Raw genomic sequence first — 20,957 nt, forward strand, 5'->3', positions numbered from 1 at the left:
CTTAGAAACCACGAAGTTACGGAGCCACATGAGCAGAACCAACGAACAGCGTTATACCTCGGACGCTTCTCTTAGCGGGAACGTGACAATAACGGTGGTTCCTTTGCCTTCCGCACTCATTGCTTCGATGGTACCGTCATGCGCATCTACGATCCACTTTACGATGGATAGACCGAGTCCGGTGCCATGGATATTCTTCGATCGTGCCTTATCCACGCGGAAGAATCTGTCATAGATAAACGGCAATTGATCGGCCGGTATACCCATTCCGCTGTCGGCCACCACGAGACGAGCTCTCCCGTCAACAACACTGAGCTCAACGCGCACGCTTCCGTTGTCGGGTGTATACTTCACCGCATTTTCGATCACATTCAACAGTGCTTGATGCAGCCGTACACGATCTCCGGTAACGGAGATATTCGGCTCGATGTGCGTTGTAACGTCGATGCGTTTTGTCTCGGCCATCAGCATCACATCATCACAAACATCCGCCACGAGCGCGCTGAAACGGATGGGAGCGCGATCGATGGTCACCTGACCGGTCTCAGCCCTGGAGAGTTCGAGTAGACCCTGGACAACCTGCGTCAACCGTTCCACTTCTTCCAAGCAGCTGGCAAGGGTTGCTCGATACTCATCTTCGCGCATGGGTCTGCGAAGTGCAACCTCCAATTCCCCCATGAGGATGGCAAGGGGCGTCTTGAGTTCGTGCGATGCGTCGGATGTGAACTGACGGATCTGTGCGAATGATGTCTCCAATCGGGCGATCATGTCGTTGAGTGTCTCCGTCAATCGCGCGATCTCATCGTCAGACGGAGGCACGGGCAGACGCAGTCCAAGATTGCTCGCTGTGATCTGCCGCGCAGACCGAGTGATGACGTCCACCGGACGCAGCGACCTGCCTGCGATGAACCAGCCCATTCCAACGGAGAGGATCAGTGCAACAGGAAGGGAATACAACATGAGGGAGAACAACCGTCGCAACGTGATGTCCACCTCTGCTGCCGGATACGCAGCGGTCACGTCTGCCACATCTCCGCGCGTAAGCACCAAACGATATCGCTCGCCTCGCAGCCAGTAATACGTGTAGATGCGATCGTCTACCACAGGAGCCCCTTGTTCGGCGAACCATTGGAATGGCGGGAGACTGTCTGCAATGAGGTTATCCGATCTCCACGCAACGGCACCCTTCTTGTCCACCACCTGCATTACGTAGTTGGAGGAATTCAGGAGCATGTGTTCATAGACCGCCGACCAGACCGGGTCTTGTTCCGCCTCTGCCGAGTCTGTAGCAGCAACGGGTCCAACAAAGTCGCGGACTGATGTCTGCTGCAAAACCGAGAAGAGATCCTTTTCTCGAGTAGCACGCCGTGTCTTCTTCACCGGAACCAGGGGTTTCCTGGCCTGTGCCTGTTCCTTGCGCAATACCGCAAGCAGAGATGACCCCGCCCGGGAGAGCGAGGCGTCGAGATTTTGATACAGCTCACTGGAGACCGTAACGTAGGCGATGGCCGCAAAGGCGATCAAGGTTACGGCCACAAGAGCGCCATACATGAGGGCGAGACGGGCTCGGAGCGTGAACTTCACGTGCCGAACATACACACAGAGCGCGTGACGGCGCTCAGGATTCTATCTTTGCCGTTATGCCAACCGACCCACGACCCATTGGCGTCTTCGACTCCGGCATCGGAGGTCTAAGCGTTCTCAAACATCTGGCCCGACTTCTTCCGCAGGAGACCTTTGTCTATCTCGGCGATACGGCCCGTGTTCCCTACGGAAACAAGTCGGCCGAAACGGTCAGGCTCTACTCCTCCCAATGCGCCGCCTTCCTCCTCACACATAATGTGAAGATGATCGTTGTTGCATGTAATACAGCATCGGCTCTTGCACTCGATACGTTGCGAGCATCGCTGAGCATCCCGGTGGTTGGCGTGATCGAACCGGCTGCTCGCCAAGCTGTGTCTCGCACAAGGAACGGTCATATCGGTGTGATCGGCACACGCGCCACAGTCGCATCGGATAGTTATGCACGATGCATCGAACGGTATGCAGAGGGAAGGACGCTGCATGTCCACAGCAGGCCGTGTCCACTTTTTGTTCCGTTGGTCGAAGAAGGATGGCTTGATTCTCCGGCAACACGTCTCATTGCAGAAGAGTACCTCCGTCCACTCGTTGCCAATGGCATCGATACGCTTGTGCTCGGCTGCACACATTATCCGTTGCTTGGTCCGGTACTCTCGTCTATTCTCCCCGGCGTAGAACTCATTGACTGCGGAGAATGTGCAGCGATCGATGCGCAGCGTTTGATCTCTGCCGAACCGCAAGAGCTCTTGCACATGCCACTGATCTCCCTCTACGTGACCGATCACACGCCGGCCTTCACCATGCTTGCACGTCAGTTCCTTGGCATGCCGGTGGACGAACCGGTCCGCGTCAACGTTGAACATCTCGCACTCTCTTCCGACATCCGATGATCACCTACCTCCTTCGCAAGATCCTCTACACACTCCTGGTTCTAACGGGTGTGGTGGTGGTGACGTTCTTCATTCGGCCGCCGGGCGACCCTGCCCGTGTCCTGCTTGGACAGCGCGCAGATTCAGCATCTGTTGCGGCGATGCGTGAGCAGTTGGGACTTGATAAGCCCCTTCCAATCCAGATCGGGACATATATGGTCAATCTCGTTCAGGGTGACCTTGGACGATCGATCGCAACGAACAGATCTGTGACTGAAACGATCATTGAACGACTTCCGGCAACGGCACTTTTAGCGCTTACATCGATCGCTATCGCCACGGTGTTGGGGATCCTTCTTGGGGTGATCGCTGCCTGGCGACCCAACACGTGGATCGATACGCTTACGATGTCCACCTCCCTGCTTGGGATATCCTTACCGGCTTTTGTTGTTGGTCTGCTCTTTGTCCTCTTCTTCGGTGTAGTCCTCGAGTGGTTCCCTAACAGCGGCTACGTGGACCGAGGGCCCGAGTTCTTGGTCTTGCCGATGGTGACTCTTGCCATCCGTCCCCTCTCCATCATCGCTCGAGTCACACGATCCAGTATGCTCGACGTGTTGGGTCAGGACTATGTTCGAACCGCTCGTGCCAAGGGGCTTTCCAGTCGCACGGTTTTTCTCAAACATGCACTGCGCAATGCATTGAATCCTGTTGTGACCACGGTGAGTGCCTGGTTTGCCGGACTTCTGGCGGGTACGTACTTCATTGAGTTCATCTTCAATTGGCCGGGCATTGGCCTTGCAGCGTTTAATGCGATCGAGAAGCTCGACTATCCGATGATCCAAGGCACGGTGTTGTTTACTGCCGTGGTCTTCGTTGCCGTGAATACGTTGGCCGATCTTGTTTATGGTTTCATCGATCCGAAGGTGCGCCTCTCATGAGTATCTCAACAGGCGAAAGCCCGAGTCGTCTGGCATGGCGCCGGCTTCGCAAGAACCGCGGAGCTGTGATCGGCATGATCGTCCTTGGCATCATGGTCATCATGGCCATCTTTGCGCCATTCGTTACACCCTTCGATCCATCTACGCAGATCCTCGAATACAGTGTGAAGCCTGCGGGCTTCCGCGGCAAGGTGATCTTCAAACGGAACCTGGCAGATGCAGATGTTCCGTCTATCATTGCAGTGTCCTCGTATAAAGAGGTGGGAGACTCCGTCTACTATCAAGACCCAGCAGGAGAACCCTATCGCGTGGCTCGCAGCACGCTGATCGGCACAGAACCACACGAATATTACGATGAGCCGCTGTTCCTCCTAGGTACTGATCGTTTCGGTCGAGACCTCTTTACACGTTTGGTTTACGGCATGCGTGTCTCTCTCAGCGTTGGACTCATCTCAGAGTCCATTGCTCTTGCTATTGGCATCATTCTTGGAGCATTGGCCGGCTACTTCCGTGGCTGGGCAGATGACGGCATCATGTGGCTGGTGAATGTTGTATGGTCGTTCCCAACCATTCTCCTCGTTGTTGCATTCAGTGTGATCCTTGGCAAGGGATACTGGCAAACCTTTGTTGCCATCGGCATTTCGTCGTGGGTAGACATCGCCCGCATCGTGCGTGGTCAGTTCTTCTCCATCCGCGAACAAGAGTATGTAGAGGCAACACGAGCTCTTGGGTATGGCCACATCCGCACCATCTTCCGTCACATGCTCCCCAATGCAGCCGGACCGATCATCGTTCTCTCAACAGCCGGATTCGCAACGGCCATCATTGCAGAAGCTTCTCTCAGTTTCATTGGATTGGGTGTTCAGCCCCCTACACCTTCGTGGGGACAGATGATCAAGGACGGCTACGGCTACATCGCTCTGGGCACGAACTGGGGGATGACGTTGTTCCCGAGTCTTGCAATGGCCATTGGTGTGCTGGTCCTGAACGTCTTTGGTGACGGACTCCGTGATGCCCTTGATCCTAAGACGTCGCAGCGATGATCGATTCCATTCTCAAAAGCGGATCGTTTCCGCCCGTGCTCTTGCTCTTTGGTGAGGAGGACCTCCTTGTTGAAGAAGATGCGCAGAGACTTTTCGATGCAGCCTCTGCACTGGACACCACAGGGATGAACTGCGATGTTCTTGATGGTGAGGGGATGACGTTGGATGCGGTACTCTCTATTGCACGTTCGTTTCCGATGATGTCGGAGCGACGGGTGGTGTGGGTGCGCAGAGCAGACAAGCTCTCGGCGTCGAAGGGGCGGAAGGGGTCTGATCCGATGCAGCAATACCTTGACGCACCATCGACCACAACATTCCTCCTGTTGACCGCCGCACTTCCGTCGGCCGACGGAATAAGTGCCGCTCTTACGAAGAATGCGGCCACAGCAAAACGCAAGATCTCCGCACTCAAGTATCCGTTCAATCTCCTCCTTACGAACGTCTCATACGGCGAGTACCCTCGTTTGAAAGAGTCGCAGGTTGGATCGTGGTTGAAGAAGCGAGCTACTATGCTTGGCATCAGCCTTCCACAGGGTGCACCGGAACTCCTCATTGCTAAGCTCGGCACCTCATTGCGTGACCTGTCGATGGAGATGGAAAAACTGACCGTCTATCTTGGCGATCGTACGGAGGCCACCTCCGATGACATCTTGGCCATCGTTGGAAGTTCGCGCGAGTTCAACGTCTTCGAACTTCAGGACGCCATCGGCAAGGCAGATGCTGCACGGGCGATGACCATTGCAACCAAGATGATGGAGACCGACAGGAATGAAATGCTCATCATCAGCATGGTGACAAGGTATTTTACCTCACTGTTTCGGCTCATTGACCTGCGTGGTGTGACAGACCGTGGCGAGATCGCACGCACGGCAGGGATTCCACCGTTCAAGATCGGCGATGCCTTTGACGCCCTAGACAGGTTGGGTCCCGGACGTATAGAACGAGGCCTAGGGATCCTCCGGTCCGCCGAAGCAACCCTGAAATCGACCTCCACAGAACCCCTTGTGGTCCTTCAATCCATGATCGCCCGCATGCTCGCATCTCCGACGTCGCGATAAGGGGCTATCTTTGCCTCCGCATGACCACACAACAACTACGAACACCTGAACAATGTGCTCAGGAACAGCTGGACGCGTATAATGCTCGAGATATCGAGCGCTTCGCCTCTGTCTATGCCGACGATATTCAATGCATCGATCTCGCTACCGGCACCATTTTCTGTAACGGCCGTCAGTCTCTTCTCGATCGATACGGTCCGATGTTCGCTGAACATCCTGACCTTCATTGCAGACTTGTGAGCCGCGTCGTCTGCCCGCCCTTCGTCTTCGATGAAGAGGACGTTACAGGTATTCGCCCCGGTTCTTCCCTTCATGCCGTTGCAACCTATGAATGCAAGAATGGCCTGATCACGCGCGCATGGTTTGTTCGGGAGGACGCTGCGTGACCGACCCATCCTTGATCGGCGATCTGCATTCTCATACCAATCGCTCTGACGGACTTCTTACGCCTCACGAACTTGTTGTGAAGGCCGAACAGGCCGGAATGGTGGCACTTGCCATCACAGATCACGACAACATGGATGCGTTCCGGATGTTGCGTGCAGACGGATACAATGGCCCACTCCATCTTGTAGAAGGCATTGAGATCTCATGTTTCGAAGCCGGACGTGAGGTTCACCTGCTTGCCTATTATCTCGACCCAGATAACGAAGAGATCCAGAAATACGAGGCGTTCTTCCGCGAGGACCGGGAACGGCGTGCTCGCGAGATGGTAGACCGCCTCAAGGTTGCCCGTGTAAACATCTCGTTCGACGAAGTGGCAGAGTCCGCCGGCAAGGCGCCCATCGGTCGTCCGCACGTTGCCGACGTCCTCGTCAAACGCAACATTGTGTCCTCTATCCAAGCAGCCTTTGATGCCTACCTCGATGTTGGCAAACCCGGCTACGTTTCAAAAAGCCCCTTCCCTGTCTCGGAGGCAGTACAAATGGTCCATCGGGCAGGGGGCATCACATCGGTAGCACATCCCGGCAGACATTATGCAGACCCGAGGTCCTTCCTGACCTTGGTAGCAACGGGGATCGATGGTATCGAAGTCTATCACCCGTCCCATTGGTACGTTACGAGGGAATTCTATCGCGTACTCTCGGAGCAACATGGACTTCTCATCACGGGTGGCTCTGATTTCCACGGATCACGCGACTATGATGAACGCAACTTTGGCGCATTTGGAATAACGGCCGACCATCTCGACAACATTCAAACGCGTGTTGTACGCATCCGCAGAGGGAGTTAACGATGGCCAGTACATCCTCTTCCAGTCCCTTGCCGGAAACATCACCAAGCGGAGCCGGACGTAGAATTGGCATCGTTGCGGCACGGTGGCACGGGATCATTGTAGACGCACTTTTAGATGGGGCCGTACAGACGCTTCGCAGTGCAGGCGTCCGCGACCAGGACGTGGTGATCGTGCGTTGTCCGGGCAGCTACGAGATCCCTGTCTGCGTCAAGGCCATTGCTATGGAGCAGCGTGTAGATGCGGTGATAGCTCTTGGCGTTGTGATCCGTGGCGACACAGCCCATTTTGAGTACGTATCCTCACCTGTTGCACATAGTCTAATGGATATCGCCGTTGAGACCGGCGTTCCGTGTTTGTTTGGGGTGCTCACAACAGACACCGTGGAGCAGGCCGAAGCACGTGCCGGCGGCGTTCATGGCAATAAAGGGTCGGAAGCTGCCGTCGGAGCACTGGAAATGGCCGACGTTATGGAACGGCTTCGCAGCGAAAAACCCTAAAACTCCGGCAGTAACGTTCCCCTACGGGACGTACCGATCGTTCAACACAGACCAGACCCTATGCACCGCATTCTCAGCCTTGCGATCATCTGTATCCTCGGAAGCCTTGGCTTGCTGGCACAGTCCATTCAATTGTCGAACTGGCGCACGATGTCATCCCTGCGAACAGTGCGTGATGCAGACATCGACTTGCGCGGTAGGATCTGGGCTGCTACATCTGGGGGTGTAATGGTGATCGATCGCACCGATGGCAGCATTGAAGAATATCGCAACGTGGATGCATTACAAACTCTTGATTGTACATCCTTGATGTGCGACCTCGTAGCGAATGTAACCTACGTTGGAGGGAGTGACGGTTCATTGGACATCGCTGATACCATTGGGACGTGGACCAATGTTTCCGACATCCGTCGGGCAACTCAATACACACGCCGTCGGATCAACGACTTCAGCAAGCGCGGCGATACGTTGTTCATTGCCACAGATTTTGGGATCGTTCTCTATAACACCAAGAACTCCACCTTTATCGAGACTGTAGACCGCATCGGCGATCTGCAGGAGAAGACGCGCGTGAGCAGTCTCTGCATCCTGCGCGATACGCTTTGGGCATCAACGGATTCAGGTGTTGCTGTTGCACCGCTTAACGTAGAAACGTTGCGTCTCCCGAGTGTATGGACAGTGCTCGATACTACATCGGGTCTGCCGGCGATCCGAGTGAACTTCATTCGTTCCAACGGAAACACTGTTGCTGCATCCACAGACTATGCTGCCGTGGAATGGAAGAACGGCAGATTCGAAATGCGCATCGGTACGCCGCAGGTGATCACAGGCTTGACCTTTACAACGGACAGACTTGCCATCAACACAGCCTCAGAGATCCGAACGATGAATGGCCCCCTATCCGTCACCTGGCCGGGTGAGTTATTGGGTCACGTATGGCCACGATCCGGAAGTGAAGAGCTCCTCCTTGTCTTTGTGCGAGATCGTGCGTTGGGCTACGTTGAGAATAACGTTGTTACAATGTTCAATGTGAACTCCCCGATCTCCAATCAGTTTGCCCACATCAATGTAGATACCCGTGGCGGAATATGGGTAGCAACGGAAGTGGATCCTCCACGGACCGGTCAAGGCGTGAGTTACTTTGACGGAACGGATTGGATCAACATTAACACGAGTACTCAGCCCCTTCTCAGATCGAATGCCTGCTATCGTGTTTCATCATTGCCGGACGGATCTACGTGGGTAGGAACGTGGGGCGGAGGAACGCTGCGTTGCACACCTACCGATACCGGAGTGGTCTACGAAAGGTTCGATCAAAACAACTCCACACTTGCCGGGATCCCCGCCGATCCCAACTATGTGCTTGTTGCAGAAGTAGCGCAGGATAGATCGGGGCGTACATGGATGTTGAATGAGCAGACCGCTGACCGGATCCTCTCGAAGTTCGATGACGGTGTATGGGCATGGTCGCCGAATTGCAGTGATCCTCGCAGCAACATCTTCAGAACGGTTGCCATCGACCTCACGGGTACTGTTTGGGCCGGAAGCCCAACCGGCAGCGGCGTTGTTGCGTACAATGACAGGTACACACCCGCCACCGATGATGATCTGTGCAACGTGGTCCGCACGAGCAATACGCAGCTGCCGGATAATGCTGTGAGCTGCATCCGATCCGACAGATCAGGGGCGATCTGGATCGGCACATCGAAAGGTGTTGCGGTGATCTCCTCGCCAAGCACACTCTCAAACACGAGTGTTCCATTTGTGCGCCGCATCTCAGCCTTAACAAACGCCGTTGTGACCGATATCCATGTTGATGCCCTAAACTACAAGTGGATCGCTACCACCGGCGGTGTGTTCGTCCTGAATGAAGATGGTACCGAAGTGATCTCCACCATCACAAAATCAAACACGCCATTACTTGATGACAACATTCGCACCGTTGCGGTGGATGAGACATCCGGACTGGCATACTTCGGCACAACCAATGGTTGCAGCGTAGCTCAGACATCTTCAATGCGTCCACTCGACGACTTCAACATCCGCTGTTATCCACAGCCGTTCGCTCCAACAAAGGATGTTCAGGTTGTGATCGATGGACTTGCTCCCGACGCCGATATCCGCATCATCACCAGCGGCGGCATTCTTGTCTCGGCGATTCAATCTCGCGGACGTCAAGCACTTTGGGATGGCAAGGATGTGAACGGCAATCTCGTCCCCCCGGGCGTCTACCTCGTAAGTGCAAAGAGCGCTGGCACCAACACCTCAGCTGTTGGCAAGATCGCCGTCACTCGATAAGGGGCTTGCCATGGCCGAACTTCGATCGTCACTCCTGCGTGCATCGGCCATACCGTTACTCTGGACGGCACTCTGCGGTCTCCTCATCATCGTATCCCTTGATGCCTCACCGCATGTAGGACTCATCTCCTTCGATGCCGGGAACTTCATCCTTGCCGGACGTCATTTCAACATTGCAGCGGACAGACCGCATCTGCCCGGTTATCCGGGTATCGTTGCTCTCAGCGCATGTGCCGATCCAATACTGGGTCCGGCTTCAGGGTTGCGACTCCTTGGTCTGCTCATTCCCCTAAGTGCTATCCTGCTTGGTCTTGGACTCCACAAGCGCCTTGGATGGAAGGGGGCGATGTGGACTCAAACATTAGTGCTCACTTCTCCGGTTGTGTGGTTCTTTGCTCTTGCTGCCGAGACGTATGCTGTAGATCTTGCAGCGGGTACGATCGTAACGTTGATCATCGTCCGCGACCGTGACCATCGGTGGCTCCCGGCACTCCTGGGCGTGACGTCCTTCTTCCGTCCGATGACGGCCGTTCTGCTGCTGCCTGGTATTCTCTGGCTCCTATGGTCAAAACGTTCGTCCCTCTCTCTCACTACGTTGACTGTTCCGCTGATCGTTGCCACTGCTGCTCTTGGTGCAACCATCTATGGCATAGTCCTTGGAAGCGGCGGCATTGATGGACTCAAAGCATTGGTCGCGATGGGTCCGCCTGTTGCGTTCCGTCCTTTCAGCGAACTCGTTCCCTTCCTTGCCTACGGCACGTGGTTCTGCATTCCGTTGATACCAATGTTGCTTACTCGATCGAGTGATGCACCGGATACATGTACAAAGCCCCTTTTCATTGTATTCATCACAGCGTTGGTGTTCTTTGTCACCGTGCACTATGCCAAGGGCTATCTGCTACTTGTTGTGCCTGCGACGATCGTTGGTGTTGTAACAGCCAAACGTGTGACGTGGACAATGATGGCCATGATCGTCGTGCTCCAATGCACGCTGTTCCTCCTGATACCATCTGCGGACGATCCATTGCCGCGCGATGCACCGGGCAGCTCGTCAAGCGCATTTGTGCGCGTGTGGGAGCGATTCACATCGTCCTATTCATGCACGTTGGATCGCTTAGACCATGAGCACAGGTTTTGGGATCAGGCAATGCCGTGGATGAATGAACACACCGGACCGATCATGTTCAGCAAGGAAGTTGCGCCATCGGTACGGATCGCCCAGGCTGTTCGGTCGGCGTCGGACAAAAGTACATCGATCTGGTGGGGCCATGCCAGAAAGGATGACCAAGAGTGGGTTCGCTACGACGAAAATGGTGTGCACATCGAGCGCATGCTGGACACTGCACTGTCGGCAGCAACGCTATTTACCCGAGACAGTTTGTCGAAATGAAAAAAGGTCGCTCAAATGAGCGACCTTTTTTACCACTGTGTGCGGAAGACGGGACTTGAACCCGTACGCCCTTGCGAGCGCCACCCCCTCAAGATGGTGCGTCTGCCAATTTCGCCACTTCCGCAGAGGGGTCACAAAGGTAGGAAACGTTCCGAAGATGGCAAAATCAGCGGCCTGATCTCTGTTGCAATTGGGCGATAATGTCGCGCGCTGCTCTTGCCCCCTGCTCCGTTGCATTCTCTATTGCCGGAGCACAATCGCTATCGGTGCCGGCAAAACGAAGCCGCGCCGTTGCAACACTTGCTGTCTGTGCCGGACCATTATGCGACTTCGGTGTGGGAACAACGATACCGTGACCCCAACCCCAGCAATGAACGTCGATGATGGAGAGACGCTGTTCTTCTGTAAGTCCGGCGGCAAACTTTTCAACGGTCTTCGCTGCGAAGGATGCAAATGCTTCGGGATCCTGCAACATGGATCGTTGTGATGGATCGAGCGGAACGTACAATGATACCACGTGTGCAGTGGCCCCTGGTTGGATACACATCGGATCGATCACATCAGTGTAGGAATTCTCAACCCGTAGGTCCCAGGTATCGTAGGCCTTGCCCGATGCGATGGCAATACTCGAGCTGATCTGAATTGTGGCGTAGGGAGCGTAAGAGATCTTCTTCAATGCCTCAAGACGATGTGAGCCGGGATCAGATAACAGCCTCGACAATTGGTACTTCGGAACTGCAACAACAGCAAACGATGACAAGTATCGTGTGACAGTACCATCTGCTTCAACAACATCGATCTGCACATCGTCAGCCGTTTCATATACGCGAGCCACGAGTGCAGCAGACTTGGTATTCTCCAACGCAGCTGCAACACCCGTAGCCAGACGACTTGTTCCGCCCGGGAAACTATACCGCGAGAATCCAAAGGATGAACCAAGCTCAGACTGATAGAAGTTCAGCAGACAGTAGGCATTGGTCCTTGTGGAAGGGGCTCCCATTGATGACCTACTATAGGCATTGATGATCTTCTCGAGTGTGGGCGATGCAAAACGATCGATGTAGTTTGCGGCCGACTGAGCATCGAGTTCCTGCATTCGCGGTGACAACGTCTTTGGCAGCGGATACGATGGCAGATCTGCATCCATCACAGCGATAACATCGCGAAAGCGTTTCATCCCGTCACGGTCGCGTTCGTCAGGGATAGCCCCCTTCAATGAACTATCCGACCAAAGATCCTGCACGATGCGACCATCACGAAGAATGTACGCATCATCCGGACACTGCACAGGTTCGATCGATGTTGCCTTGATCAACATTTCGATCTCTTCGGTGCGGCTCACGAAATACACACTGCCTAGCGGAACAGATGCGGTGTTGATCTTCTCGCTCACCGCGGATCCGCCTAAACGTGGTTCTGACTCAAGCAGAACACTGTCGACTCCATTCGTTTGCAACACCAGAGCCGCCGTGAGTCCGGAGAGTCCCCCACCGATCACAACAACATCTCTACGCACCGTTGTAGATGGTTCCGGAAGGGGCTTGCCATCGCGTAGAAATTCATGGGCAACACGAAACTGCGGCGTCCCCACGCGCGGGCGTATGGGATCGGCGATCTTCGTTACAGGAGGCACTTCATCTGCCGTACGCGCCGGACCACAGCCCGGCAGCGGTGCAAGAAACACCGCGCCGGAACCAAGAATGATCGTGTATAAGAAGTCTCTGCGTGTGTTCACAATAGCACAATGTAAACAGTGAACAGTGAACAGCGAACAGCGAACAGCGAACAGAGAACAGCGAACAGAGAACAGCGAACAGTTGCCTATTTCACAACCGTGAGCGGCACAACGGTCCGAGCGCCATTGACGGTAACGGTGCAGATGTAGGATCCGGATGCGATGCCACGGACCGGCACACGAATGGTGCCCGGCATCACACGATCCGTGTAGAGGGTTTGTAGGAATCTGCCTTCGCTGCCATAGATCTCTACGTTCACCAGACCCGGAACGGGTTGATACCATTCGAGGACGGAGTGATCCGTCATCGGCTGAGGCATCACGCGTACGTCTACCTGGACCTTGCCTGCATAGGTGTCATCCACGCTGGTAGCGCGTTGCAAAACGCCTAATGGCAGGACCTTGTCTTCCAGGACGGTCTCGGTGTTTTCGGGCGTACCACCGAACCAGTTCTCCAACACGTCGGCATAGACCCGACGGTAGTCCCACTGATATCGGAGATCGCCATTGCTGTCGAAGTTCTTCAGATCCGGCATTTCGCCATAGACACCGGCGCGGACGCCATTGCCCCACACGAATTGGACGGATGCTGCGCCGTGGTCAGTGCCTCGACTGCCATTCTCGTATGGACGTCTGCCGAATTCCGAAACGGTCATACCAACAACACGATCAGCAAAGCCTTGGATAAGAGCATCCTGCATAAACGTGCCGATACCTGTAGAGAGCTTCTCCAACAGATATGGATGAAGTCCATTGAGATTTTCGTCCTGCTGTTGCACGTGGGTATCAAACCCGCCCATGTAGACAAGGTAGATCTTCGACTTCAAGCCGCCGCTGATGAGACGAGCAACAAGCTTCATCTGCTTTACGAAGTTCGTGTCATCGTAGGTTGCCTTGTTCTCACCCTTATCAAAGGCATTCTTCACCACAGTTGAGTACCGGTCTGATTGTTCAGCAACCAAACGCACGAAGTTGAACTCACGTCCATATCGTGTGTCTTCGGGCATCGGATCCATGTCGGGTGACAGACCTTGTCCAAGTTCAAAGAACTTCTGCGGATCCGTTAGAGCGATACCGATATCACCCTTTGGACTTTGCAAGAGCATCGACAAGGAGCCCCCTATCTGAACGGCGATAGGATCCGGCGGAAGGACCTCGGGGAAACCATTGATCTTATTGGACCAATAGCGTCCGAGCCAACCATCAACAAGTCGCTTGTTCGGGTCGGACGAATTGAATCCGCTCAACCAGATATCCGTGGAGCGGAAGTGAGAAAGGGAAGGGGCTTCATAGCCGATCCCATTGACGATGGCAAGTCTGCCATCTTCAAACATCCGTCGGAGATTATACGGTGCGTCGGAGTCGAGAGACGGGTGCATATAGACGCGCGAGAGCACGTTGATCGCCTTTTCCTTGGGGACGGCGATGCTCGGACGGATCTTGTAGTACTCAGGATCATCAGCTGGGATGATCATGTTCATACCATCATTACCGCCGAACATTTGGATCACAATAAGGATGCGATCATCATCGGCTTGCACGTGTTCGCCGAGATCGAACGGTGAGAACGCCTTTAGAGGGACGCCCCCAAGGACCTGAGTGCCAACAGCGGCTGCCGCAGTTGTCGAGAGGAAGGTACGACGTTTCATCGGTGTTCCTTGACGATCGTGTTCACGTTGAGGGGGCTTAACATAGTTGGAAGTCCGGGGCCTTAGCAATGGCCTTCAGCAGTTCACGCATCGCACGTGCAGCTGCAGATGGTACGTCGAGCTTTTCTGCCCACGTGTAGTCGGGCTGACCTTCCAAGAGCGCACTCTTGTAGAAGTCGAGTCGTGCCTGAGAAACATCCACCGGCAACAAGAACTTGGTTACACCAAGAACGAACTTGGCAACATCATCATAGTCTGCGAATTCACGGATGAAGGCATTCGCACGGGCATCGGTCATGGCATCGATGAGCTTGCGCGCAAACTCACGCCTACGCGGATAGGTGTTTGTGCTGATCCACGTATGATGTCCGGGCCAACCTGCTACATTCGGCGGATCGAACATTACTTGATCCATTTCCAGGACCCAGTTCTGCGGATCTGCTTCATCAACGCCGAACTGACGTTGCAGTCCTACTACATATTCGACTGGTGTCTTGATCTGAACACCACGAAGAGCGGGATCGAAGAAGTGTTGACTTGTAAAGAGCTTCTTCAACATCGGCTTTATGTCAAAGTTTGCAGCACGGAATTCTGCGGCGAGATCGTTCAAGAACGATTCATCAACATCGCCCTTTGAGCTATACACGAAGTACAGGTAGGCCTTGCGGGCGATAAACCGTGACACTGCGTCTGGGCGTACACGGAAGATGATCTTGATGAGTTCAAAGACTTCTTCGTTGAGTACCTGAAACTCCGTGTTGTTGTCAGCTGTGCGTGCCGGAATGGTCACACCCAAGAATTCCTTCGCGCCTGTGTCATGCTTATTCGCATCGAACCACGTGTTGTAGATCCCCTTCGGTGCTGGTTGGTCGTTAAAGCGAGACGCCTTCCATCCGGTGAGGACGCGGGCGGCTTCTTTCACGTCGCCTTCTGTATACCAACCAATTCCTGTTGTGAAGAGCTCAAGCAATTCTCTACCGTAGTTCTCATTCGGCTTCCCTACTTCGTTGTAGGTACCGCCGAGGTAGAAGACCATTGCGTTATCGACCGTAACATCAAGAGCCATCGACGGGAAATTCCCCAAGCGATTCTTGCGCAACATCCGATAGTGACGATAGTGCATTTGCGGAACCATGTACGTCTCGTCGAACGAGAACTCCGTACACCAATGGCTCATCCAGAACAACGTGAGACGTTCAACGGAGCTGGCATCACGGGACATTGTCCCCAGCCACCAGTTGGAGAACGTTCGATGATTGGCCTTCCACCATCCTTCGATGGCAAGACGCGTTTGAATGTCAGCGCCTTGTGGATTTTCCGTGTAGTCCACCATCTGCTGTGTTGCAGGGTCTCGCCATTTGGCAAAGGCCATGTCCGGGGTCGGATCACCCGGATCATCCTGACCCAGCAGCTGCTCTACGAGGTCCGCTGCTTGCTTGCCAACGTGGGACGTAGCAACAGGCATGGACACAGAGAACCCAAGCCGGCGGTAGAGGTGGAATACATCCTCAAGCGTGAGCGGTGTGGTGTACGGTTCAAGACCGGCTTGCACCACCGGAGCTGCATCGAGTGCACCTCCGCCGCGCTGTGAAGCGCGCACCAAACTTGTAAAGAGGTTTCGTCTGTTCATCGCTCCCTCAACGGAGTTGTGATCGTCAAAGAGACCGTTCGGCAGTAGAATCGACCTTCGGGCAGTTCGTTACTATATGGCAGGATCGCAGGTCCGATGCCCTTCACTTCCGTGATATTCAGGGAAGGGGCTATTGAACGTACGAATTGTTCCACAGACTTGGCGCGTTCGTTGGAAAGATTCATGTTATGCTGAAGTTCACCAAGTCGGTCAGTTGATCCAACAATGGTAGCAACACTCCCTTGTCCCGACGAAGCCTTCACCACCCTGCGCATCATTTCCTTGTTCTGTTCGGAGATATCGGCACGGTCGTAATCGAAAACGATAAGACTCAACCGACTCACCTCGTAATTGGCTACGGTCTTTATCACCGGGAACCGCGTTGAAGCGCGCACAGGTGTTCCATCCTTCTGGACAATGCCCAGCTGCGCATCAAGTGTATCTGTTGTGCCAACCACGGGTCCGAGTTTATCGGTCATTTCCTGTGTGAGATCGAAGCTGATCTGCGCTGGCGGAACGCTGCCACCCGTGCGCGCACCGATGGAGCGCTCACGGTGATTCACATCAAGAGACCACGAGGAAGCTTGCTCAGGATTGCGCACGTCCACGGCAAAGTCGTGATGCCCTTGCACGGGGACGTATTCGTTGAATCGTGTATGCACTACAGGGTCGAGGACGGATCCATCGCTTGCCGTGAGTTCAACGCGGCGGTTCTCTTCGATGCCTTGCGTGTATTGTTCGTTCGACACTAGAGAAGGTCTCTCCGTTGTGCGGATCTTGAAACGGTCCTCACCAAGACCCCAGCGCGAGCGCAGATACGTCACAACACTTTGTGCCCGTGCCGATGCGAGTTTCGTTCGTTGATCTGCTGAGCCCCCTTCAAGTCCATCTGTTGTGCCCGTTACCGTCAGAACTACGCTCGGTGTTGCCCGCAAACGGGCACCTACGATGTCAAGCATACGATAATAGATCGGCAGGGTCTGTTTTGGCAGAGCCAGTTCACTGAACTGCGCAACGTCATCATTGCCCAGATACTTTGGATCGAGGGCCGACGACGTACTGTCGAAGAAGACGTATGGCAGGAGCGGGAAGGTCTGCGTCACCACCGTCTCACGGATCTCCAACGGCTGCGAGCGCACGGAGGCGATCACGGCCGGCACCGGCTCAGGAGCGGGCGGAGGAGGTGGCGGTGCTTCAACGATAACCGGCGGCGGAGGTGGTGGTGGTGGTGGTGGTGGTGGTGGAGGCGGCACTTCGTCACTGAACATGCGATAACGCACTTGAATGCCGGCGCCGGCAAACGACTGTTTCCAGGTGGATGACGATGATATCGAATTCAAGCCGTACCGATAGAAGACCTCTGGACAGAGTTCTACGTGTTTGGAGAGCGGGATCACGGCACCCAAGGCACCCGAAACGCCCATAGCCGTGCCTAGTCCCGGAAACTCGCCTTCGGCGATCACATGTTTCTGCGTGCCATCGGGAAACAGCACGCCGTCGGGCGAGGTGATCTCTTCCGTCTGCATGTAGGTAGCATCAACAAGCGGGTTGCCGGCATCGAAGGAGCCCCGTATATAGACCGGAAGCCAATCCAGCGGACGAGAACGAAAGCCCAGTTCCACCGCTACGTAGCCCAATGAGCTGGTGAAGACATGTTCGCGAACCATCGGAACATAGAGGTTAGAATTTGGGTCGAGGACCTCAAAGCCATCTACTGTGGTGGTTGACAGTTCTGCCGGGCGCAGCGAATAGACAAGGGCGCCGGCCAGTTCAAAGGCATCGCCAAAGAGCGAATATTCACCTGTGAGTCCGGCAAAGAAGCCGCTGGAGTTACCATTTGAGAACTGTCCGCAATCCGGGCTGCCCGGCAACACGTAGATCGACGACGTGTTCATAATGTATTGGTAGCCGCCTTTAACCCCAATAGATGCAACCTGCGCCGTGGCGGCATGATGTGCAAGTAGGCAGAACAACGCTATCGCCGGAACACGGAAAAGACTCATGGTAGCGACGTTACGAAAAAACACTTAGACAGGCGCAATGATTTTACGGATCTCATCCCACGGAGTGGCACTGAGAATACGGTAGCAGTAGAATGCCGCAAATAGGATGAGCGTTACACCGGTTCCCTGTTGAATCCGATGAATGAACTTGGGCGTCATCTTATCTCGGAAGGCCAAGACAAGTCGGACCAAGGTCATCAGCCAAAGGGTATTTCCTGCTCCAAATCCTACAGAGAACGCCATGGCGTTGAGGAAGGTCTGCTCGAATACACCCATCTTTTGAATGAACGTGGTCATGGCCATCACGGCCGGGATGAACGTAGGGTTGGCAAGATTTGCAACGGCAAAACCAACGCCAACAAAGAACGGACCGTTCGAGGTAACTCTGGAGAGAAGTTTGTCGCCTCGCTTATGCTTCTCGGGATCCACTCCTTTAACTGGGTGCTCTCGGATCTGGAAGATGCCAAAGCCGATCATGAAGAGGACGATGACCAGTTGGATGGAGAGTGTAACGATAGGGTTGCCCCCTTCCATCGAACGGAGGAGGTCCACAACCCACGAACTTGCCCACATTGCGAGAGAGCAGTAGATCAGGTCGAGCAGGCCCGCACCGACACTGAGCTTGATAGCCTGACGCCATCCATCTCGAAGTCCGGTTCGGACAGATGCCATCCCGATCGGTCCGGGTGGGATCGCAAGAACATATCCTACGAGTGCCCCAACGAGAAGAGCGATGATCATTGTCAACGAAGATACATCTGTATCGGCCGTATACCGTTGGATGTTCTCAACACGTATCTTGGGAACTTCACTACGAGGGATACATGACGCAGAGTTCTGGTCGTAAAGGGCTTGTAGCTACACTTGGATTGTTCACCACAACATCTCTTGTTGTTGGCGGAATGATCGGATCGGGGATCTTTCGCAATCCATCGGCGATGGCGAGTTTTCTCCATTCACCGGAGCTGCTGCTGGGCGTGTGGGTGGTTGCCGGACTTGTAACGATGTTTGGTGCGCTGACCAATGCAGAGGTGGCCGGACTGATCCCCATCACCGGCGGACAGTATCAGTACTTCCGGGTGATGTATGGCGACTTCATGGCCTTTCTCTACGGTTGGGCCTTGTTCGTTGTGATCCAGTCGGGCTCGATTGCCTCTATCACCTTTGTGTTTGCCGAGTACTTCAACACCGTTGTCCCGCTCTGGGAACTGGATGAATCCACTGCCACGGCCTGGGCTATCTCACTTCCCTTTGCAACGATCTATCCGCTCAAGCAGATCGGTATCAAGCTCATGACGTTTGGTGCAGTTGCCGGACTCACGCTGATCAATGCCCTTGGAGTGAAGGAAGGTGGACGTGTTCAGGGGCTCTTTACAGTAGCCAAGGTAGCAGCCATTCTCTTCCTTGTTGTGATGGCCTTCACCAGCACAAGCGGTCACGTTGGCAACATCGTTGCCTCTTCATCCACCACGGTGCCGGTTGGCACTGCCTTGATGTTCGCCCTGGCCATGGCCATGAACAAGGCTCTTTGGTCATACGACGGGTGGAACAACCTTACCTATGTGAGCGGTGAAGTGAAAAATCCGCAGGTGACCGTTCCTCGTGCACTTATGCTCGGCACGGCTATCTGCATCAGCGTCTATGTCCTGATCAACATCGCCTATCTCACCATCCTCCCCATCGACGCTCTCAGTGCATCGTCTGCCGTTGCACGAGACGCCGCCTTCATCATGATGGGCACCTTTGGTGCGGTGTTTGTAAGTGTTGCGGTGATGGTCTCCACCATTGGCACCTCCAACGGAACCATCCTTGCAACTTCACGCGTGTATTATTCGATGGCCAACGAAGGGATGTTCTTTAAGGGGGCTGGTGTGGTACACGACCGGTTCCGTACGCCGGTTCGCTCACTCACGCTGCAGCTGGGTTGGACCACGGTTCTGATCTTTTCCGGCACCTTCGATATGCTCACCGACATGTTGATCTTTGTGAGCTGGGGCTTCTATGCCCTTGGTGCATATGGAGTGTTCGTTCTCCGGCGGAAGATGCCCGATGCACATAGACCGTACAAGACCTGGGGATATCCTGTTGTGCCCATCGTCTTCATTCTCTTTGCTGTGACCTTCTTGGGCTTCACCATCTTCTCCGACGTAGAGAACTACAGAAACGGAAGCGCCCCAGTGATCAACTCACTCTGGGGCGTCATCCTGCTTACGTCGGGAATACCGTTCTACTGGTGGTTCAAAAAACGAGGCCAATACTCACGTTAAGAAACGACATCGTTGCCTCTCCGTCTTCCTTGCCCACGAGATTCGTCCAGTTATACTTCATTTCGAGGAACGGACGCAAACCACCAAGATTGAACTCCAGTCCGCCTGTTATCGCAGCACCAAACCGTGATGTTTGTGGCTCGAGTTCTTGTCCAGTACCCGTGATGAGGTTTTCGACAATGCTGTTGCCTTCGCTCACCGATACATTGCGATACGAATACATGAGCTCCGTGGACACATACGGACGGAAGAGTCCCTGCATCGGGATGAACGTGACACCGGCATAGACAGGTACATAGGTTGTTACCGTCTGCAGCTGAATCCGCGTTCCATTGTCGAGCACGGCCGTCTGATCCTGACCCGGGAACTGTGTGTATTGAATACCCCCGGAGAAACTGAACGCATCGGAGAGTCCGAACCGCAGTTTGGCACCGAGATGGTAGCCAAGACTTGATGCCGTTTCATATGCTGCACCGATACCCGTTGTATCGATCGAATCATAGATCTGCTCAATGGACTCACTCGGAATACTTGGTCCGAGGTAGACGCCGATCGAGAATGGCTCCCCACCCTTACCTTCTTCTGCAGCATCGACAGGACTGACGGAGAACGCTGCGAAGGTTAAAAAAACGATCGCTGTTGAGACAAAGCGGGTACAAAACATTGCGGTGAACCTTAAAAAGGAATATTGGCGTTGTGAGGGTACTGTTCTGCAAGCTAAAGTGTTTCTTCCACGTTGTCCACATTGACCCGCAGGTCGGC

The 20,957-nt window shown here is 54.4% G+C and carries 17 protein-coding genes and 1 tRNA gene; 10 read left to right on the forward strand and 8 right to left on the reverse strand.

The genetic code is table 11. The features are described from left to right. Window positions 1-51 precede the first annotated feature (51 nt). Entirely contained in the window at window positions 52-1,584 is a 1,533-nt protein-coding gene (locus IPI29_08300) for a HAMP domain-containing protein (protein MBK7412539.1), read from the reverse strand. Between the two features lie 56 nt (window positions 1,585-1,640). Between IPI29_08300 and IPI29_08305 the strand changes: the two genes are divergently transcribed. From IPI29_08305 to IPI29_08345, 9 genes are read left to right on the forward strand one after another with little or no spacing between them, the layout of a single operon-like run. Further along, on the forward strand, window positions 1,641-2,471 hold the full coding sequence (locus IPI29_08305) for a glutamate racemase (GenBank protein ID MBK7412540.1): 831 nt from the start codon (window positions 1,641-1,643) through the stop codon (window positions 2,469-2,471). Further along, window positions 2,468-3,388, forward strand: a complete 921-nt coding sequence (locus IPI29_08310; protein MBK7412541.1) for an ABC transporter permease — start codon at window positions 2,468-2,470, stop codon at window positions 3,386-3,388. Before IPI29_08305 ends, IPI29_08310 begins: the two co-directional genes overlap by 4 nt. Beyond that, window positions 3,385-4,431 (forward strand): ABC transporter permease, encoded by a 1,047-nt coding sequence (locus IPI29_08315; protein ID MBK7412542.1) that lies wholly within the window; start codon window positions 3,385-3,387, stop codon window positions 4,429-4,431. The genes IPI29_08310 and IPI29_08315 overlap by 4 nt, the downstream gene beginning before the upstream one ends. Beyond that, on the forward strand, window positions 4,428-5,489 hold the full coding sequence (gene holA / locus IPI29_08320) for a DNA polymerase III subunit delta (protein MBK7412543.1): 1,062 nt from the start codon (window positions 4,428-4,430) through the stop codon (window positions 5,487-5,489). The genes IPI29_08315 and holA overlap by 4 nt, the downstream gene beginning before the upstream one ends. 20 nt (window positions 5,490-5,509) lie before the next feature. Next, the gene (locus tag IPI29_08325) at window positions 5,510-5,875 is read left to right on the forward strand and encodes a nuclear transport factor 2 family protein (GenBank protein MBK7412544.1); all 366 of its coding nucleotides are present in this window, start codon (window positions 5,510-5,512) and stop codon (window positions 5,873-5,875) included. Beyond that, window positions 5,872-6,723, forward strand: coding sequence for a PHP domain-containing protein (locus IPI29_08330; GenBank protein ID MBK7412545.1), 852 nt, complete (start codon window positions 5,872-5,874; stop codon window positions 6,721-6,723). The genes IPI29_08325 and IPI29_08330 overlap by 4 nt, the downstream gene beginning before the upstream one ends. 2 nt (window positions 6,724-6,725) lie before the next feature. Then, window positions 6,726-7,223, forward strand: a complete 498-nt coding sequence (locus IPI29_08335) for a 6,7-dimethyl-8-ribityllumazine synthase (protein MBK7412546.1) — start codon at window positions 6,726-6,728, stop codon at window positions 7,221-7,223. 60 nt (window positions 7,224-7,283) lie between these two features. Continuing rightward, window positions 7,284-9,521, forward strand: a complete 2,238-nt coding sequence (locus IPI29_08340) for a hypothetical protein (GenBank protein MBK7412547.1) — start codon at window positions 7,284-7,286, stop codon at window positions 9,519-9,521. Then, window positions 9,496-10,911, forward strand: coding sequence for a hypothetical protein (locus tag IPI29_08345; GenBank protein MBK7412548.1), 1,416 nt, complete (start codon window positions 9,496-9,498; stop codon window positions 10,909-10,911). Before IPI29_08340 ends, IPI29_08345 begins: the two co-directional genes overlap by 26 nt. Before the next feature lie 40 nt (window positions 10,912-10,951). Here IPI29_08345 and IPI29_08350 read toward each other — a convergent pair. From IPI29_08350 to IPI29_08375, 6 genes are all read right to left on the reverse strand, one after another. Beyond that, window positions 10,952-11,035, reverse strand: a tRNA-Leu gene (locus IPI29_08350). Window positions 11,036-11,077: 42 nt separating this feature from the next. Next, complete coding sequence (locus IPI29_08355) at window positions 11,078-12,646, reverse strand: FAD-dependent oxidoreductase (protein ID MBK7412549.1); 1,569 nt, start codon at window positions 12,644-12,646, stop codon at window positions 11,078-11,080. A gap of 86 nt (window positions 12,647-12,732) precedes the next feature. Next, window positions 12,733-14,295 (reverse strand): DUF1501 domain-containing protein, encoded by a 1,563-nt coding sequence (locus tag IPI29_08360; protein MBK7412550.1) that lies wholly within the window; start codon window positions 14,293-14,295, stop codon window positions 12,733-12,735. Window positions 14,296-14,332: 37 nt separating this feature from the next. Beyond that, complete coding sequence (locus IPI29_08365; GenBank protein MBK7412551.1) at window positions 14,333-15,925, reverse strand: DUF1800 family protein; 1,593 nt, start codon at window positions 15,923-15,925, stop codon at window positions 14,333-14,335. Next, window positions 15,922-17,928: a hypothetical protein gene (locus IPI29_08370; GenBank protein MBK7412552.1), complete on the reverse strand. Its 2,007-nt coding sequence runs from the start codon at window positions 17,926-17,928 to the stop codon at window positions 15,922-15,924. Before IPI29_08370 ends, IPI29_08365 begins: the two co-directional genes overlap by 4 nt. A 24-nt stretch (window positions 17,929-17,952) precedes the next feature. Continuing rightward, complete coding sequence (locus tag IPI29_08375; protein ID MBK7412553.1) at window positions 17,953-18,669, reverse strand: LysE family transporter; 717 nt, start codon at window positions 18,667-18,669, stop codon at window positions 17,953-17,955. Window positions 18,670-18,752: 83 nt separating this feature from the next. Between IPI29_08375 and IPI29_08380 the strand changes: the two genes are divergently transcribed. Continuing rightward, window positions 18,753-20,195, forward strand: coding sequence for an amino acid permease (locus IPI29_08380; protein MBK7412554.1), 1,443 nt, complete (start codon window positions 18,753-18,755; stop codon window positions 20,193-20,195). Here IPI29_08380 and IPI29_08385 read toward each other — a convergent pair. After that, a complete protein-coding gene (locus tag IPI29_08385) occupies window positions 20,167-20,859 on the reverse strand; it encodes an outer membrane beta-barrel protein (protein ID MBK7412555.1) in 693 nt (230 codons plus the stop codon). The genes IPI29_08380 and IPI29_08385 overlap by 29 nt on opposite strands. Between the last annotated feature and the right edge of the window lie 98 nt (window positions 20,860-20,957).

This window comes from Ignavibacteria bacterium (genome assembly GCA_016707005.1).
Classification (GTDB): domain Bacteria; phylum Bacteroidota; class Ignavibacteria; order Kapaibacteriales; family Kapaibacteriaceae; genus UBA10438.

Bases quoted from the DNA above. Each gene is read 5' to 3' on its own strand.
- IPI29_08305 (MBK7412540.1), top strand. From the start codon at position 1,641: ATGCCAACCGACCCACGACCCATTGGCGTCTTCGACTCCGGCATCGGA.
- IPI29_08310 (MBK7412541.1), top strand. From the start codon at position 2,468: ATGATCACCTACCTCCTTCGCAAGATCCTCTACACACTCCTGGTTCTA.
- IPI29_08315 (MBK7412542.1), top strand. From the start codon at position 3,385: ATGAGTATCTCAACAGGCGAAAGCCCGAGTCGTCTGGCATGGCGCCGG.
- holA (MBK7412543.1), top strand. From the start codon at position 4,428: ATGATCGATTCCATTCTCAAAAGCGGATCGTTTCCGCCCGTGCTCTTG.
- IPI29_08325 (MBK7412544.1), top strand. From the start codon at position 5,510: ATGACCACACAACAACTACGAACACCTGAACAATGTGCTCAGGAACAG.
- IPI29_08335 (MBK7412546.1), top strand. From the start codon at position 6,726: ATGGCCAGTACATCCTCTTCCAGTCCCTTGCCGGAAACATCACCAAGC.
- IPI29_08340 (MBK7412547.1), top strand. From the start codon at position 7,284: ATGCACCGCATTCTCAGCCTTGCGATCATCTGTATCCTCGGAAGCCTT.
- IPI29_08360 (MBK7412550.1), bottom strand. From the start codon at position 14,295: ATGAAACGTCGTACCTTCCTCTCGACAACTGCGGCAGCCGCTGTTGGC.
- IPI29_08365 (MBK7412551.1), bottom strand. From the start codon at position 15,925: ATGAACAGACGAAACCTCTTTACAAGTTTGGTGCGCGCTTCACAGCGC.
- IPI29_08370 (MBK7412552.1), bottom strand. From the start codon at position 17,928: ATGAGTCTTTTCCGTGTTCCGGCGATAGCGTTGTTCTGCCTACTTGCA.
- IPI29_08375 (MBK7412553.1), bottom strand. From the start codon at position 18,669: ATGATCATCGCTCTTCTCGTTGGGGCACTCGTAGGATATGTTCTTGCG.
- IPI29_08380 (MBK7412554.1), top strand. From the start codon at position 18,753: ATGACGCAGAGTTCTGGTCGTAAAGGGCTTGTAGCTACACTTGGATTG.
- IPI29_08385 (MBK7412555.1), bottom strand. From the start codon at position 20,859: ATGTTTTGTACCCGCTTTGTCTCAACAGCGATCGTTTTTTTAACCTTC.